Here is a 15,472-nt window from a genome sequence, read left to right on the forward strand (position 1 = left end):
GGCTACGGGTGCAGGGCGGCGGGGGTCAGGGTGCCTGTCGCCACCAGGACGGCGGGGCCGGAGAGCCAGCACGAATCGGCTGTCACGGTGACCGTCAGACGCCCGCCTGGCACGTCGACTGTCATCGTGCCGGTGTCCAGGCCGGCGTCGCGCAACGCCACCGCCGCCACCGCGCACGCGCCGGTGCCGCAGGACAGCGTCTCGGCCGAGCCGCGCTCGTACACCCGCATCAGCACGTGCCCGTCGGTGCCGTCGACCGGCTCACCCGGCGTGGTGAACTCGACGTTCACCCCGGACGGGAACGTCGAGGCGTCCACCTCGGGCGCGCGGGTCAGGTCGAGGGCCGTCAGCTCCAGCGCGGCGGGCAGCGCGCACACCAGGTGCGGGTTGCCGACGTCCACGGCGGTGCCGGGCAGCGTCAGCCCGCCGAGCGTGGCGGTGGCCGTGTCGTACAGCCGGGGGCGGCGCATCTCGACCGCCACGTCCTCGCCCTCGACGCGTGCCCGCACCAGGCCGGCGCGGGTCGCGATCGGCAGCGTCCCGCCCGACGGGGCTGCGAGCGAACGGTCCAGCAGGTAGCGGACGAACACGCGGGCCCCGTTGCCGCACATCTCGGCGAACGAGCCGTCGGAGTTCCAGTAGTCCATGAACCACTCGGCCTCGCCGGCGAGCGCGACGCCCTCGGGGTGCTTGGCGGCGCGTACGACGCGCAGCACGCCGTCGCCGCCCAGCCCGCGCCGCCTGTCGCAGAGCGCGGCGACCAGGCCGGGTGTCAGGTCGAGGGTGCCGTCCGGGTCGGGCAGGATGACGAAGTCGTTGCCGGTGCCGTGACCCTTTGTGAACTCCACTCCCCCATCATCGCCGATGCTCGGCGACCACCCGCAGGGCAGTGTCGAGAAACGCGGGCGACGCCGAGTCCAGCCAGTGGACGCGTGGGTCACGCCGGAACCAGGAGCGCTGCCTCCGGACGAACCGGCGGGTCGCGCGGATCGTCTCCTCGTGCGCCTGCGCCTCGGTCAGCTCCCCGGCCAGGAACCGCAGCACCTGCTGGTAGCCGAGCGCCCGGCTCGCCGTCCGCCCGTCGGGCAGCCCTTCGCCGACCAGCGCCCGCACCTCGTCGACCAGGCCGTCGGCCCACATCCGGTCCACCCGCAGCGCGATCCGCTCGTCCAGCAGTGCCGTGTCCAGGTCCACACCGAGCTGCACGGACGGGTAGTACGGCGTGGGCGACGGCAGCGACGCGGTGAACGGCGCGCCGGTCAGCTCGATCACCTCCAGCGCCCGCACGATCCGCCGGCCGTTCGTGGGCAGGATGTTCGCCGCCGCGCCCGGGTCGGCCTCGGTCAGCCGCGCGTGCAGCGGCAGGGGACCGACCGCCGCCAGTTCCGCCTCCAGCCGCTCCCGCAGCGCCGGGTCGGTGCCGGGGAACTCGAACTTCTCCAGCACCGCCCGCACGTACAGCCCGGAGCCGCCGACGAGCAGCGGCACCCGTCCCCGGGCCAGGATGTCGTCGACGGCCGCGCGGGCCAGCGCCTGGTACTCGGCGACGCTGGCCGGCTCGGTCACCGGCCAGATGTCCAGCAGGTGGTGCGGCACGCCCTCGCGCTCGGCCGGCGTCAGCTTCGCGGTGCCGATGTCCATGCCCCGGTAGAGCTGCATCGAGTCGGCGTTCACCACCTCGCCGTCGAGCGCGTGCGCCAGTGCGATGCTCAGCGCCGACTTCCCGGCCGCGGTCGGCCCGACCACCGCCACGACCGTCATGCCCGCTCCCAGTTCGCCACGAAGTAGGCAACGCCGTGGGGGGCGCGGTGGTAGCTCAGCTCGCCGCGCCAGTCGCCGCCCGCCGCGCCGACCGCGCCGGCCAGCACCTGCCACGGCGCCCGCCCGGCGACCCTCAGGTCCGCCGACAGCCCCGGGTCGAGGCCGAGCAACGCATCGGCGTCCGCGCCGGCCAGGGCCGCGGCGACCCCCTCGTCGTACGCCTCGGCGCGCGGATCGTCGTACCCCGGCGCCTTGACGCCCCGGCAGGCGGACCCGTCGCCGAGCACGAGCAGCGCGACCCGCGGATCGTCGTCGTCGATCAGGCTCGCGCCGAACTCCGCGCACTCGGCCGGTGTGGCGTCGTGCGCCACCGACCGGGCCAGGCGGGGCAGCTCGGTGCCGGAGCGGTTGAGCAGCCAGGCGCCGACGGTCAGGCTCAGCGGCAGGCGCTCCCCGCCGGAGCAGGAGATCTTCCACAGCCGCACCGGCCGGTCGAGCCCGAAGCCGCGCAGGGAGCCCCAGTCGGCGGCGTTGAACCGGACGGTCTCCGGCCCGCCGCCGACGAGCAGGATCGCCTCGGGGCCGGCGGCGAGCAGCCGGGCCACAGCGGCGTCGGCGGCGGCGCGCAGGTCGTCCAGCTCGGGCGCGGCGGCGCCGGCCAGCTCGGGCACGATCAACGGTGGGTGGGGGCACACGGCGGCGGCGACCAGGGACACGCCCCCAAACCTATCGGGATCCCCCGGTGCGTCCCCGCGCCGATCCGGTCATCGGGGGCGTACAACACCGTATGGTCACGGTCGGCGACAGGCGCTCGACACGGACGGGGGCGGACCTGTGACAATGCCGGGAGAAAGTTTGCTGCGCCGTGGCGGCGAACGAGGGGGCTGTCCCCTCGACGCCGGGAGAACGAGGATGGGCACATGAGCGACTGGACTGCCTTCGGACGGGTCGACGAGGACGGCACCGTCTACGTCAAGACCGCCGAGGGCGAGCGGGTGGTCGGATCCTGGCAGGCAGGGGCACCGGAGGAAGGGCTCGCCCACTTCGCCCGGCGCTACGCCGACCTGGTGACCGAGGTCGACCTGACCGAGGCCCGGCTCAACTCGGGCGCGGCTGATGCCGGCCACTCCCTGACCACGATCCGCCGCATCCGTGGGTCGCTGGCCGAGGCGCACGTCGTCGGTGACATCGACGCCCTTGCCGCCCGCCTGGACAAGCTGGCCACCGTCGCCGAGGAGAAGGCCGGCGAGGCCAAGGCCGCCCGCGAGGCCGCCCGGGGCGAGGCGCTGGCGCGCAAGACCGCCCTGGTCGAGGAGGCCGAGAAGCTGGCCGCCGAGTCGACCGGCTGGAAGACCGCCGGTGACCGGCTCAAGGAGATCCTCGACGAGTGGAAGACCATCCGCGGCGTCGACAAGAAAGCCGACGGTGAGCTGTGGAAGCGGTTCGCCGCCGCACGGGACGGCTTCACCCGCCGCCGGGGCGCCCACTTCGCCTCCCTCGACCAGCAGCGCAAGCAGGCGCAGACGGTCAAGGAGGAGCTGGTCGCCGAGGCGGAGAAGCTCAAGGACTCCAGCGACTGGGGCGTCACCGCCGGTCAGCTCAAGGACCTGATGGCCCAGTGGAAGGCCGCGCCGCGCGCCGCCAAGGAGGCCGAGCAGAAGCTCTGGGAACGGTTCCGCGCCGCGCAGGACGAGTTCTTCACCCGCCGCAGCGAGGTCTTCTCCGCCCGCGACAACGAGCAGCGCGCCAACCTGGAGCGTAAGCAGGCGCTGCTGGCCGAGGCCGAGGCGCTGGACGTCGACGGCGACCCGAAGGGCGCCCAGGCGAAGCTGCGGGAGATCCAGGCGCAGTGGCACGAGGCCGGCCGGGTGTCGCGCGAGGCCGCCGCCGGGCTGGAGCGCCGGCTGCGGGCCGTGGACGACAAGGTCCGCGACGTGATGGACTCGGCGTGGCGGCGTACCTCCAAGGAGGACAACCCGCTGCTGGCGCAGATGCGCGCCCAGGTCGCCGAGGCCGAGGACCGGCTGGCCCGGGCCCAGGCCGCCGGTGACGCCCGCCGGATCAAGGAGGCCGAGCAGGCGCTCGCCTCGAAGCGGCAGTTCCTCCAGCTCGCCGAGCAGGCCGGCTGACGCGAGCACCCCGGCCGGGCAGGCCGGCGGACAGACACATCGGGTGAGCCCCCGGCCGGGTCGGCCGGGGGCTCACCTGCGTCCGGGCCGGGTTGACGCATCGAGGCAGGCTGATCAGAATGAGCGGCGGAGCCAGGTTCCGGCACCGGCACGAGGGCATCGACGGCTGATCTGCGCCGTCGACGATCGCCGGTGCGACATCTCGCGGGTGGCCGTCCACACGACACGGCCCGGCGCGCGCTGCGCGCGTACTCGATGACGAGCGGGACGTGCCTCCTGGTCCTGCCGCCCGCGGCGCCTGCGCGGCGCGGGCATCCGAAGTGGAGCTTCCATGCACCGACGCACCGCCCTCGGCGGCGCCCTGACGGCGCTCGCCACCGCGGCAGCCGGCGTTCTCGTCGCCGCCGCCGTCTCCACCGCACCGGCCGCCGCGGCGGCCGGTGGCACCGGCACCGGTTACCTGCACACCAGCGGCAACAAGATCGTCGACAGTACGGGCGCGACGGTCCGGCTGACCGGCATCAACTGGTTCGGGATGGAGACCGACAACAAGACGTTCCACGGCCTGTGGTCGAGCAACCCGTGGCGCTCGCAGCTCGACACCATGGCCCGGCTGGGTTACAACACGCTGCGGATCCCGTACTCGAACGACGCGCTCAAGGCCGGCGCGACAGCCACCGGCATCAACGACTTCGTCAACCCGGACCTGATCGGGCTCTCCCCGCTGCAGATCCTCGACAAGGTCATCGACTACGCGGGCAGCAAGGGGATGCGGGTCATCCTGGACCGGCACCGGCCCACGTCGGCCGGGCAGTCGCCGCTCTGGTACACCTCGACGGTCTCCGAGGCGACCTGGATCAACGACTGGAAGATGCTGGCCCAGCGGTACGCCGGCAACACCACTGTGATCGGCGCGGACCTGCACAACGAGCCGCACGCCGAAGGCACCAACCCGGCCGCCACCGGCGCCTGCTGGGGCTGCGGCGACACCGCCCGGGACTGGCGGCTGGCCGCCGAGCGGGCCGGCAACGCGATCCTCGGCGTGCAGCCGAACTGGCTGATCTTCGTGGAGGGGGTGAGCTGCCCGAGCGGCGGCCTGTCGAACGTCTGGGACAACGACCCCAGCAACGACGAGGACTGCGGCTGGTGGGGCGGCAACCTGTCCAAGGCCGGGCAGTTCCCGGTGCGGCTGAACGTGGCGAACCGGCTGGTCTACTCGCCGCACGAGTACGCCACCTCGGTGTACCGCCAGGCCTGGTTCGACGACCCGACCTACCCGGCGAACATGCCGGCCATCTGGGACAAGTACTGGGGCTACCTCTACAAGCAGAACATCGCGCCGATCATGATGGGCGAGTTCGGCACCACGCTCCAGGACCCGAAGGACAAGATCTGGTTGCAGAACCTGATGGCGTACACCGGCACCGGCGTGAACGGCATGTCGTTCACGTACTGGTCGTGGAACCCGAACTCCGGTGACACGGGCGGCATCGCCAACGACGACTGGACCACGATCAACCAGCCGAAGCAGGACATCCTCACGCCCTACCTGATCCCGCCGACCGGCGGTGGCGGCACCACCAGCCCGTCGCCGACCGGCACGCCGAACACCTCACCGGCGCCGACCACCCCGCCGCCTCCGGTGACCGGTGGCTGCACCGCCACCTACAAGCAGATCAACTCCTGGTCGGGTGGCTTCCAGGGGGAGCTGACCGTCAAGAACACCGGCACCGCCGCGGTGAACCCGTGGTCGGCCACCTGGACGTGGCCGTCCGGGGTGACGCTCGCCAGCGGCTGGAACGCCACTGTCACGCAGTCCGGCACCACTGTGACTGCTGCCGCGCCGGCCTGGGCGTCATCGCTGGCGCCGGGCGCGTCGGTCACCGTCGGCTTCACCGCCAACGGCACCGCCGCGACGCCGGGCAGCGTGAAGCTCAACGGCACCGCCTGCTGATGTAAGGAAGGGCCCCTTCTTAACGCCTGCGGTAGAGGAAGGGCCCCTTTTTAACACCGAGTGTTAAAAAGGGGCCCTTCCTTACATGCGGTCAGGGGGCGGCGCAGCCGCCTACCGGGGCGGGTGGGGCGGACGGGGCGCCGATCGTCGGCAAGCCGAGCAGCACGCCGGGGGTACGCGGAACCTGTCCCGCCTCGGCCGCGTCCCCGGCCCGGGTACGCCGGTGCGCCAGCGGCGCGCCGTCGGCGTTGAGGTGGTGCGGGGCGGCGTACGTGACAGTGGTGTGCACGATGTCGCCGGGACGGATCCGCCCGGCCAGGTCACCGGTGGCGAAGTGCACCAGCCGGCCGTCGCGGGCCCGGCCGGACATGCGGCCGGTGCGCTCGTCCTTGCGGCCCTCGCCGACGGCCACGAGCACCTCGACTGTCTCGCCGACGAGCTTCTTGTTCTCCGCCCAGGTGATCTCCTCGACGCAGGCGATCAGCCGCTCGTAGCGTTCCTGCACGACCTGCTTGGGCAACTGGCCGTCCATGGTCGCGGCCGGGGTGCCGGGGCGCTTGGAGTACTGGAACGTGAACGCCGAGGAGAACCGGGCCTCCCGGACCACGTCGAGCGTGCGGACGAAGTCGGCCTCGGTCTCGCCGGGGAAGCCGACGATGATGTCGGTGGTGATCGCCGCGTCCGGCATCGCCGCCCGGACCTTCTCGATGATCCCCAGGTAACGCTCCGACCGGTACGAGCGGCGCATCGCCCGCAGCACGTCGTCCGAGCCGGACTGCAACGGCATGTGCAGCGAGTGGCAGACATTAGGCGTCTCGGCCATCGCGGCGATCACGTCGTCGGTGAAGTCCTTCGGGTGCGGGCTGGTGAACCGCACCCGCTCCAGCCCGTCGATGTCGCCGCAGGCGCGCAGCAGCTTGCCGAACGCGTACCGGTCGCCGAACTCGACACCGTAGGAGTTGACGTTCTGCCCGAGCAGCGTCACCTCCAGCACGCCGGAGTCGACCAGCGCGCGGACCTCGGAGAGGATGTCGCCGGGGCGGCGGTCCTTCTCCTTGCCGCGCAGGGAAGGCACGATGCAGAACGTGCAGGTGTTGTTGCAGCCGACGGAGATCGAGACCCACCCGGCGTACGTCGACTCGCGCCGGGTCGGCAGCGTGGAGGGGAAGACCTCCAGCGACTCCAGGATCTCGACCTCGGCCGCGGCGTTGTGCCGCGCCCGGTCCAGCAGCGCCGGCAGCGAGCCGATGTTGTGCGTGCCGAAGACGACGTCCACCCAGGGCGCCTTGCGGACGATGTCGCCGCGGTCCTTCTGGGCCAGGCAGCCGCCGACGGCGATCTGCATCCCGGGGTGCTTCGCCTTCACGGGGCGCAGATGACCCAGGTTGCCGTAGAGCCGGTTGTCGGCGTTCTCCCGGACCGCGCAGGTGTTGAACACCACCACGTCGGGCTGCTCGTCGGCCTCCGCGGCGCGCACGTACCCGGCGTCCTCGAGGAGGCCGGAGATGCGCTCGGAGTCGTGCACGTTCATCTGGCAGCCGTACGTACGCACCTGATAGGTGCGCGGGCTGCCCGCGGCTGCGGTAGTCATGACCCGGACAGCGTATCCGGGTGGAGCCGATCGGATCGAACGAGGAGGAGCCGTGTGCCGGAGCATCAAGACCCTGCGTGAGCCGTACGTCCCGGTGGTGACCGAGGAGGACATCCGCGCCGCCGCGTTGCAGTACGTCCGGAAGATCTCCGGATTCCGTACCCCGGCCGCGCACAACGCGGCCGCGTTCGACGCCGCTGTGGACGCCGTGGCCGCCGCCACCGCGTCGCTGCTCGACCAGCTCGTGGTGCGGGGGCAGCAGCCGGCGGCCCGGGGCTGAGCCCGGGGCCGCCACCGCTCGCCGCCGGAGGGGACACGGCGGCGAGCACCTGTCACGGATGCCGGCCGGCGTTCGCGATCAGGCGGCGGCGAGCGCCGGGGCGACCGTGTCGGGGGCCCAGCGGGAGCGGTGGCACTGCGACCAGCCCCGGCAGCGCGCGTCGGCGACGGTGCAGAGCCGGTGGTGGCTGAGCACCTCGCCGTCGTCGGTGTCGGCCACGTCGAAGTGCACCGGCCGGATGGTGCCGTCCGGCGCGACCAGCAGGTGCCGGCCGGCGTCGAGCGTGTCGTCGCGCATCAGGCAGTTGCGGCCCAGCAGCCGGGCCAGCGCCGCGATCGCGGGCAGCTCGGACAGGCTCTCGGGCACCCCGTAACAGTCGACCACGGTGCCGTACAGCCCGGGCGCCTCCCACACGTCGCAGACCACCGCGTACGCGGGCAGCCGCATCGGGTCGGCGACGGCCATGGGCATCACCACCCGGCCGAGCGCCTCGGCCAGTGCCGGGTAGACCTCCACCGGCTCGCCGCCGTCGATTCTCCAGTTCCACAGCTCGGTCATGCCGCCTCCTCGCTGCGCTCGTTCCACCGGCCTCCGGATCGGGCCTTAATGACGATGGTGGGGTGCATTTGACCTCAGCCGGGCGCAAGTTACCGGTCTGTGACCATTCCGGGCAAAATTCCCTCGGGCGACGTTGCCCGGAGTAGCTGGAAGATGACAGTTTATCGGGTACGGTGCCGCGGCGAGGGCCCAGCCGCGCCGTGGATCCGGCGGCTCAGCGCACTCGGATCAGGTGCTCCGACGCGGGCAGCAGCTCGCCGATCACAGTGCCGCCCGGCACCTCACCGGCGACCAGCAGGCCACCGGAGGTCTGCGCGTCGGCCAGCAGCAGCTGCTCCCCCTCGTCCGCGCCGCCGAAGTCCGTCCACGGGGTGACCCATTCCAGGTTGCGCCGGGTGCCGCCGCTGACGTACCCGTCGCGCAGCGCCTCCCGCGCGCCCGTCAGATACGGCACCGCCGCCGCGTCGATCGCCACCGTCAGGCGGCTCGCGCGGGCCAGCTTCGAGGCGTGCCCGAGCAGGCCGAAGCCGGTCACGTCGGTGCCGCAGCGGATGCCCGCGGCGATCGCCGCGCGGGCCGCGTCCCGGTTGAGCCGGGCCATCGACTCGACCGCCTCCGGGAAGCGCTGCCCGGTCTGCTTGTGCCGGGTGTTGAGCACGCCCACGCCGAGCGGCTTGGTCAGCGACAGCGGCAGCCCGGCCCGCCCCGCGTCGAGCGTGATCAGTTCCTCCGGCCGGACCACGCCGGTGACCGCCAGGCCGTACTTCGGGCCGTCGTCGTCCACGCTGTGCCCGCCGGCCAGGTGGCAGTTCGCCTCCCGGGCCACGTCCAGACCGCCGCGCAGCACCTCGCGGGCCATCTCCGGCGGCAGCACGCCGCGCGGCCAGCAGAGCAGGTTGAGCGCGACGAGCGGGGTGCCGCCCATCGCGTACACGTCGGAGAGCGCGTTGGCGGCGGCGATCCGCCCCCAGTCGTAGGCGTCGTCGACCACCGGGGTGAAGAAGTCGGCGGTGCTCACCAGGCCCGTACGCTCGTCCAGCCGGACCACCGCGGCGTCGTCGCCGTTCTCCAGGCCGACCAGCAGGTCGGCCGAGCCGCCGGTGGCACCGAGACCGGCGACCATCGCCTCCAGCTCGCCGGGTGGGATCTTGCAGGCGCAACCGCCACCACGTGCGTAGTCGGTCAGCCGGATCGCGTCGGTCACCGCCTTATGATCTCCGGCCTGCCCCGGCGGCGCCACCCGGCCCCACCGGCGGGTGACGAAATTCGGACGGGCCGGTACGCCGGTGACCGGTGTTACCGCTCCGTGACCATCTGAGTTGCGATCTGCCACATCACCCCGCCTACAGTTGCCCAACCGGGGGTCGACCGACCCCCGAATTCCGCCATGGACGACAGGGACGGTGGACGACGTGACGACGGGCGACCCGCTGATCGTGCTCGACGGGGTGAACAAGTGGTTCGGGCCGCTTCACGTGCTCGACGACGTGTCCCTGTCCGTCGGCCGGGGCGAGGTGGTCGTGGTCATCGGCCCGTCCGGCTCCGGCAAGTCGACGCTCTGCCGCACCATCAACCGGCTGGAGCCGATCGACAACGGCACCATCACGTTCGACGGGCAGGCGCTGCCGGCCGAGGGCAAGCCCCTGGCCAAGCTGCGCAGCGAGGTCGGCATGGTGTTCCAGTCGTTCAACCTCTTCGCGCACAAGACCATCCTGGAGAACGTCACGCTGGGGCCGGTCAAGGTCCGCAAGGAGAAGCCGGCCGCGGCCCGTGAGCGGGGCCTGGCCCTGCTGGACCGCGTCGGCATCGCCAACCAGGCGGACAAGTACCCGGCGCAGCTCTCCGGCGGTCAGCAGCAGCGGGCGGCGATCGCCCGCGCGCTGGCCATGCAGCCCAAGGCGATGCTGTTCGACGAGCCGACGAGCGCGCTGGACCCGGAGATGGTCGGCGAGGTGCTGGACGTGATGACGTCGCTGGCGAGCGAGGGCATGACCATGGTCGTGGTGACCCACGAGATGGGCTTCGCCAGGCACGCGGCCAACCGGGTCATCTTCATGGCCGACGGCAAGCTGGTCGAGGACGCGCCGCCGGCCGAGTTCTTCGCGAACCCGCGCAGCGAGCGGGCCAAGGACTTCCTCTCCAAGATCCTCACCCACTGAGCGTCCGTAGTGGAGTCGTCCCGTCGACTCCGTCGAAGAAGGAGATTGAGTATGCGTTACAAGCGCGTGGCGGCGGTTGCCGCAGCGGCGACTCTGGCGCTCGGCCTGTCCGCCTGCGGTGGCGACAGCGACGACGAGGGCACTGGCGCCGGCAGCAAGGACTTCGCGGCCGGCAGCACCATGGAGCGGCTGAACAAGGCCCAGAAGATCAAGGTCGGCACCAAGTTCGACCAGCCGGGCTTCGGCCAGAAGGGCCTGTCGGGCAAGCCGGAGGGCTTCGACGTCGAGGTCGCGAAGCTGATCGTGAAGGAACTCGGCATCCCCGAGGACAAGATCGAGTACGTCGAGACGCCGTCGAAGGTCCGCGAGGACGTGATCGTGAACGGCACCGTCGACCTGGTCGCGGCCACCTACACGATCAACGACAAGCGCAAGGAGCGCATCGCCTTCGCCGGCCCGTACTACGAGGCCGGCCAGAACATCATGGTCCGCAAGGACGAGGCCGCCATCACCGGCCCGGACTCGTTCAAGGACGGCACCAAGAAGGTCTGCTCGGTCACCGGCTCCACCCCGGCCGAGGAGATCAAGAAGTACGTCAAGGACGTCGCCACCCAGCTGGTGCTCTTCGACACCTACGACAAGTGCCGCGACGCCCTGAAGGGCAAGCAGGTCGACGCCGTCACCACCGACAACGTCATCCTGCTCGGCTACATCGCCAAGGACGAGGCGTCCTTCAAGATGGCCGGCGACAACTTCACCAAGGAGCCGTACGGCATCGGTGTCAAGAAGGAGGACACCGACTTCCGTAACTTCATCAACGACACCCTGGACAAGGCCTTCCAGGACGGCAGCTGGAAGAAGGCGTGGGACGACACCGCCGGCAAGTTCGGCGCCACCCTGGGCGACCCGCCCGCCGTCAACCGCTACTGATCCGCTGGATCCGGAGGGTGGGGAGGAAACCGACCCGTGAGTGTGCTCATCGACAAGTTCGACGTCTTCGCGGGCGGGTTCTGGCTCACCCTCCAGATCTGCTTTCTCGCCGCGATCGGCGCCCTGATCCTGGGCGCCGTCGTGGCGGTGCTGAGGATCTCGCCGGTGCCACCGCTGCGCGCGGTCGGCACCACGTACGTGAACGTCTTCCGGAACCTGCCGCTGACCGTCGTGCTGTTCTTCGCCGCGTTCGGCCTGCCGGCGCTCGGTTCCAACGCCGATTTCCTGCGCATCCCGGGCCTGGAGTCGATCTTCACCCGGCTCGGCACCGACCTGCCCTACTTCCGGTTCGGCCTGATCGCGCTGGTCCTCTACACCGCGGCGTTCGTCTGCGAGGCCCTGCGCTCCGGCGTGAACGCGGTGCCGCCCGGTCAGGCCGAGGCCGCGCGCTCGCTGGGCCTCACCTTCGGCCAGAACCTGCGGCACGTCGTGCTCCCGCAGTCCTGGAAGGCCTCGGTGGTGCCGCTCGGCTCGGTCATCATCGCGATGATCAAGAATTCCGCGCTCGTCGGCTTCTTCGGCGTGGTCGGTGACCTCTCCCAGACCGCCGATCAGCTCACCTCCGCCGGCGGCTACCCCTTCATCCCGGTGGCGATCGGCATCTCCGTCGGATACCTGATCATGACAGTCCCTCTCGGCGCCCTGCTGGACCGGATCGAGAAGCGACAGGCGGTGGCCCGATGAGCCAGCAGAGCGTCCTCTACGACATCCCCGGGCCGCGCCAGCGACGCGTCACGCTCATCAGCAGCCTGATCGCCGTCGTGGTGGTGCTGGCCGGCGCCTACCTGTTCATCTACCGCCCGCTGGCCGACAAGGGCCAGTTCTCGATGGAGCTGTGGGGTCCGCTGGTCGACCCCTCGAACGAGAACTTCCCGCTCGTCTGGGACCGGATCGGGATCGGCCTCAAGAACACCCTGGTCGCCGCCGCGCTGGCCATCGTCGCGTCGCTCGTCGTCGGCACCCTGCTCGCCGTCCTGCGGATCCAGCTCAAGAGCCTGACCCGGCGGCGCTTCACCGGAGCCACCGCACCAGTGGCGTACCTGCTGCGCGGGCTGAGCTGGGTGCTGGCCGCCGTGACCCGGGTCTGCGTCGAGGTGTTCCGCGGCCTGCCGGTCGTCATCACCATCTTCTTCGTGGCGCGCGGTTTCCCCGAGTTCGGCGCCTCGTTCGACAACCTCTGGTACCTCGTCATCGGCCTGACCATCTACAACTCCGTGGTCATCGCCGAGATCCTGCGCTCGGGCATGGAGGGCCTGCCCGGCGGGCAGGCCGAGGCCGCCGCCGCGATCGGGCTCTCCCCGTTCCAGACCACCGGGCTGATCCTGCTGCCGCAGGCCTTCCGGATCATGCTGCCGGCGCTGATCAGCCAGCTCGTGGTGGTGCTCAAGGACACCTCGCTGGGCTTCATCATCAGCTACGAGGAGACGCTCAACATCGGCAAGCAGATCATCGGCGTCCTGGGCAACCCGATCCAGGTGTACGTGGTGATCGCCGTGCTGTTCATCGCCATCAACTACTCGCTGTCGAAGCTGGCCCAGTACGTCCAGCGCCGGCTCTCGCGAGGCCGCAAGACCGCCGGCACCCCGGCGCCGGCCACGCCGCCGGCCGCGCTCACCTCGCAGGCCGAGGGTGCCGGCGGCGTCTGACGGGCACAAAAAAAGGGCTGGCCGGTTCGTACCGGCCAGCCCTTTTCGTATTCGGGTCTAGCGGGCGATCTCGGTGACCCGCGACTCGCGCACCACTGTCACCCGGATCTGACCCGGGTAGGTCAGCTCCTCCTCGATCTGCTTGGCCACGTCCCGGGCCAGCACCGCCGCGCCGATGTCGTCCACGTCGTCCGGCTTGACCATCACCCGGATCTCCCGGCCCGCCTGCATGGCGAAGACCTTCTCCACGCCCAGCTTGCCGGCCGCGATCTCCTCGATCCGCTCCAGCCGCTTAACGTACGCCTCGAGGCTCTCCCGCCGCGCACCCGGCCGCCCGCCCGAGCAGGCATCAGACGCCTGGGTCAGCACCGCCTCGATGGTCTGCGGCGGCACCTCGTTGTGGTGCGCCTCGATGGCGTGCACCACGTCCTCGCTCTCGCCGTACTTGCGGGCCACGTCCGCGCCGATGATCGCGTGGCTGCCCTCGACCTCGTGGGTGAGCGCCTTGCCGATGTCGTGCAGGAACGCGCACCGCTTGATCGTCGGCACGTCCAGCCGCAGCTCGGCGGCCATCACCCCGGCGATGTGCGCGCTCTCCACCAGGTGCTTGAGGACGTTCTGCCCGTACGACGTGCGGTAGCGCAACCGGCCCAGCAGCGTGACCAGCTCCGGGTGGATCTCGGTGATGCCGACCTCGACCAGCGCGTCCTCCGCGGCCCGCAGGCACAGCTCCTCGACCTCCTGCCGGGCCAGGTCGTAGACCTCCTCGATCCGGTGCGGGTGGATCCGGCCGTCCAGCACCAGCTTCTCCAGCGTGACCCGGCCGACCTCGCGGCGTACCGGGTCGAAGCAGGACAGCAGCACCGCCTCGGGCGTGTCGTCGATGATCAGGTTGACGCCGGTGACCGACTCGAAGGCGCGGATGTTGCGCCCCTCGCGGCCGATGATGCGCCCCTTCATCTCGTCGCCGGGCAGGTGCAGCACGCTGACCACGCTCTCCGCGGTCTGCTCGCTGGCGACCCGCTGGATGGCGTCCACGACGATGTTGCGGGCACGCTGCTCGGCGCTGCCCCGGGCGTCCGCCTCGATCTCCCGGACCAGCAGCGCGGCCTCCCGCTTCGCCTGCCCCTCGATCGACTCGACAAGCTCGGCGCGGGCCGCGTCGGCGGTCAGGCCGGCCACCCGCTCCAGCTCCCGGCGGCGCTGCTCCTCCACCTCGGTCAGCACCCGCTCGCGCTCGGCCAGGGCGGCCTCCCGGGCGGCCAGCGCCGCGGTGGCGGCGGTGAGCTGCCGTTCCCGCTCGGCCAGCCGCTCCACCTCCTCGGTGTGCAGCCGCTCCCGCTCGTCCATCCGGGCGGCGCGGCGTTCCACCTCGGCCGCCTGCTCCCGGGTGGTGGCGGCCAGCACCGCCACCTCCCGCTCGCCGCTGCGCCGCGCCGCGGCGCGCAACTGCTCGGCGTCCGCCTCGGCCTGCTTGTGCGCGCGCTCCAGCACCGTGTCGGCCTCGGCGCGGGCGTCGTCGAGCACCCGCCGCGCCTCGGCCCGCGCCGCCTTCGCCTCCGCCTTGGCGGCGGCCGCCTCGGCCCGCGCCGCGGAGGCAGCGGACTTCGCCACGTCGATGGTGCTGTTCACCTCGTCGGCGGCCGTCCGCAACGCCGCGAGGGACTGCTCCTGCCGGTCCTTCTCCGCGATGAACGCCGGATCCTCCGGCGCGGGTGCCAGGCTGAGCCGCTTGAGGGTACGCACGCCGAACAGCACGGCGCCGACCACCACCACGACCAGCAGCAGCACGACCAGGAGGAGGACGATGTCGAAGGCGCTCATCGAGCCGCTCCGCACCGGTACGCGGGCACACTCGCCCGCCGATGCCCGGTGGCCGGGTTGTCGCCCGCCGATGCGGGTTCGGGGCCGTGTGGCAGACCGCCGGTGAACCTGTGCCGCCCTGCCATGGCCGCCTCCCCCTGAAACGTCGGCGCCGCAGGACACGCGCGAAGGACACGCGCCTGCGGCTCTGGACGCCCGACCGGAGCGGCTGGCTGTGGGCAGCTTTCCGTCGGCGGTGTCCCTCATGGGGCACCGCTGGCGGCCGGTTGCAGTTGTCGGAGGCTGCGAAAGGTTCCGGAGCTTCCGTCAAGGGCCGGTGTAGCTGGCCAAAGTGATGCTGTTCTGTTACGAGATCTATGTTGTGCGCTTAGCCTGCGCTGGTCGGGCAAAGTGAGCCTGTATGGCGAGGCTAGGTCGCGAGGGGCCGTTCGGTCAAGGAGTCATGATCAAACCACCCGGACGGAGAGAAGTTGCGGCGTCACTCAGTGGTGATCAGATGCCGGACAGGCCCGGACAAACCCCGCCCTCCGGCGCCGCTGCTCGCCGCTCCCGACCTGCTCAGGCCCCCTCCCCCATCGAC

At 71.5% G+C, this 15,472-nt stretch carries 14 protein-coding genes; 7 read left to right on the forward strand and 7 right to left on the reverse strand.

Annotated elements, in window-relative coordinates:
• Positions 1-2: 2 nt before the first annotated feature.
• Genes dapF through ABD52_RS31230 form a run of 3 tightly spaced genes read right to left on the reverse strand, consistent with a single transcriptional unit; the run spans position 3 to position 2,477 of the window.
• Positions 3-848: a diaminopimelate epimerase gene (dapF, locus tag ABD52_RS31220; protein ID WP_047894113.1), complete on the reverse strand. Its 846-nt coding sequence runs from the start codon at positions 846-848 to the stop codon at positions 3-5.
• A gap of 7 nt (positions 849-855) precedes the next feature.
• On the reverse strand, positions 856-1,761 hold the full coding sequence (gene miaA / locus ABD52_RS31225; protein WP_047894114.1) for a tRNA (adenosine(37)-N6)-dimethylallyltransferase MiaA: 906 nt from the start codon (positions 1,759-1,761) through the stop codon (positions 856-858).
• A complete protein-coding gene (locus tag ABD52_RS31230; protein WP_047894115.1) occupies positions 1,758-2,477 on the reverse strand; it encodes a hypothetical protein in 720 nt (239 codons plus the stop codon). The genes miaA and ABD52_RS31230 overlap by 4 nt, the downstream gene beginning before the upstream one ends.
• A 204-nt stretch (positions 2,478-2,681) precedes the next feature.
• Between ABD52_RS31230 and ABD52_RS31235 the strand changes: the two genes are divergently transcribed.
• Together ABD52_RS31235 and ABD52_RS31240 are read left to right on the forward strand one after the other, a co-directional pair.
• Positions 2,682-3,890 carry a DUF349 domain-containing protein gene (locus ABD52_RS31235; protein ID WP_047894116.1) on the forward strand — a complete coding sequence of 403 codons (1,209 nt, stop codon included), beginning with the start codon at positions 2,682-2,684 and terminating at the stop codon, positions 3,888-3,890.
• A gap of 331 nt (positions 3,891-4,221) precedes the next feature.
• On the forward strand, positions 4,222-5,844 hold the full coding sequence (locus tag ABD52_RS31240; protein ID WP_047894117.1) for a cellulase family glycosylhydrolase: 1,623 nt from the start codon (positions 4,222-4,224) through the stop codon (positions 5,842-5,844).
• Between the two features lie 91 nt (positions 5,845-5,935).
• On the opposite strand, the gene miaB is transcribed toward ABD52_RS31240, so the two are convergent.
• Entirely contained in the window at positions 5,936-7,435 is a 1,500-nt protein-coding gene (gene miaB / locus ABD52_RS31245; RefSeq protein ID WP_047894118.1) for a tRNA (N6-isopentenyl adenosine(37)-C2)-methylthiotransferase MiaB, read from the reverse strand.
• A 52-nt stretch (positions 7,436-7,487) separates the two neighbouring features.
• Here miaB and ABD52_RS31250 point away from each other — a divergent pair, with 52 nt between their 5' ends.
• Positions 7,488-7,715, forward strand: a complete 228-nt coding sequence (locus ABD52_RS31250; protein WP_047894119.1) for a DUF2277 family protein — start codon at positions 7,488-7,490, stop codon at positions 7,713-7,715.
• A gap of 78 nt (positions 7,716-7,793) precedes the next feature.
• On the opposite strand, the gene ABD52_RS31255 is transcribed toward ABD52_RS31250, so the two are convergent.
• Positions 7,794-8,273, reverse strand: a complete 480-nt coding sequence (locus ABD52_RS31255; protein WP_013284739.1) for a hypothetical protein — start codon at positions 8,271-8,273, stop codon at positions 7,794-7,796.
• Between the two features lie 214 nt (positions 8,274-8,487).
• Positions 8,488-9,477 (reverse strand): selenide, water dikinase SelD, encoded by a 990-nt coding sequence (gene selD / locus ABD52_RS31260; RefSeq protein ID WP_013474478.1) that lies wholly within the window; start codon positions 9,475-9,477, stop codon positions 8,488-8,490.
• Between the two features lie 199 nt (positions 9,478-9,676).
• Here selD and ABD52_RS31265 point away from each other — a divergent pair, with 199 nt between their 5' ends.
• Genes ABD52_RS31265 through ABD52_RS31280 form a run of 4 tightly spaced genes read left to right on the forward strand, consistent with a single transcriptional unit; the run spans position 9,677 to position 13,068 of the window.
• Complete coding sequence (locus ABD52_RS31265; RefSeq protein ID WP_030269781.1) at positions 9,677-10,432, forward strand: amino acid ABC transporter ATP-binding protein; 756 nt, start codon at positions 9,677-9,679, stop codon at positions 10,430-10,432.
• A 51-nt stretch (positions 10,433-10,483) separates the two neighbouring features.
• The gene (locus ABD52_RS31270) at positions 10,484-11,362 is read left to right on the forward strand and encodes a glutamate ABC transporter substrate-binding protein (RefSeq protein WP_047894120.1); all 879 of its coding nucleotides are present in this window, start codon (positions 10,484-10,486) and stop codon (positions 11,360-11,362) included.
• Between the two features lie 36 nt (positions 11,363-11,398).
• Positions 11,399-12,106: an amino acid ABC transporter permease gene (locus ABD52_RS31275; protein ID WP_047894121.1), complete on the forward strand. Its 708-nt coding sequence runs from the start codon at positions 11,399-11,401 to the stop codon at positions 12,104-12,106.
• Positions 12,103-13,068: an amino acid ABC transporter permease gene (locus ABD52_RS31280; protein ID WP_047894122.1), complete on the forward strand. Its 966-nt coding sequence runs from the start codon at positions 12,103-12,105 to the stop codon at positions 13,066-13,068. The genes ABD52_RS31275 and ABD52_RS31280 overlap by 4 nt, the downstream gene beginning before the upstream one ends.
• Before the next feature lie 57 nt (positions 13,069-13,125).
• Here ABD52_RS31280 and rny read toward each other — a convergent pair whose 3' ends face one another.
• A complete protein-coding gene (rny, locus tag ABD52_RS31285) occupies positions 13,126-14,892 on the reverse strand; it encodes a ribonuclease Y (protein ID WP_047894123.1) in 1,767 nt (588 codons plus the stop codon).
• Positions 14,893-15,472 lie beyond the last annotated feature (580 nt).

It is taken from the genome of Micromonospora sp. RV43 (assembly GCF_001029515.1).
In the GTDB taxonomy this organism is placed as follows: Bacteria; Actinomycetota; Actinomycetes; order Mycobacteriales; family Micromonosporaceae; genus Micromonospora; species Micromonospora aurantiaca.

Excerpts from the sequence above, each read along its gene's own strand:
- miaA (WP_047894114.1), bottom strand. The coding sequence starts at position 1,761 with ATGACGGTCGTGGCGGTGGTCGGGCCGACCGCGGCCGGGAAGTCGGCG.
- ABD52_RS31235 (WP_047894116.1), top strand. The coding sequence starts at position 2,682 with ATGAGCGACTGGACTGCCTTCGGACGGGTCGACGAGGACGGCACCGTC.
- ABD52_RS31240 (WP_047894117.1), top strand. The coding sequence starts at position 4,222 with ATGCACCGACGCACCGCCCTCGGCGGCGCCCTGACGGCGCTCGCCACC.
- miaB (WP_047894118.1), bottom strand. The coding sequence starts at position 7,435 with ATGACTACCGCAGCCGCGGGCAGCCCGCGCACCTATCAGGTGCGTACG.
- ABD52_RS31255 (WP_013284739.1), bottom strand. The coding sequence starts at position 8,273 with ATGACCGAGCTGTGGAACTGGAGAATCGACGGCGGCGAGCCGGTGGAG.
- ABD52_RS31270 (WP_047894120.1), top strand. The coding sequence starts at position 10,484 with ATGCGTTACAAGCGCGTGGCGGCGGTTGCCGCAGCGGCGACTCTGGCG.
- ABD52_RS31280 (WP_047894122.1), top strand. The coding sequence starts at position 12,103 with ATGAGCCAGCAGAGCGTCCTCTACGACATCCCCGGGCCGCGCCAGCGA.
- rny (WP_047894123.1), bottom strand. The coding sequence starts at position 14,892 with ATGAGCGCCTTCGACATCGTCCTCCTCCTGGTCGTGCTGCTGCTGGTC.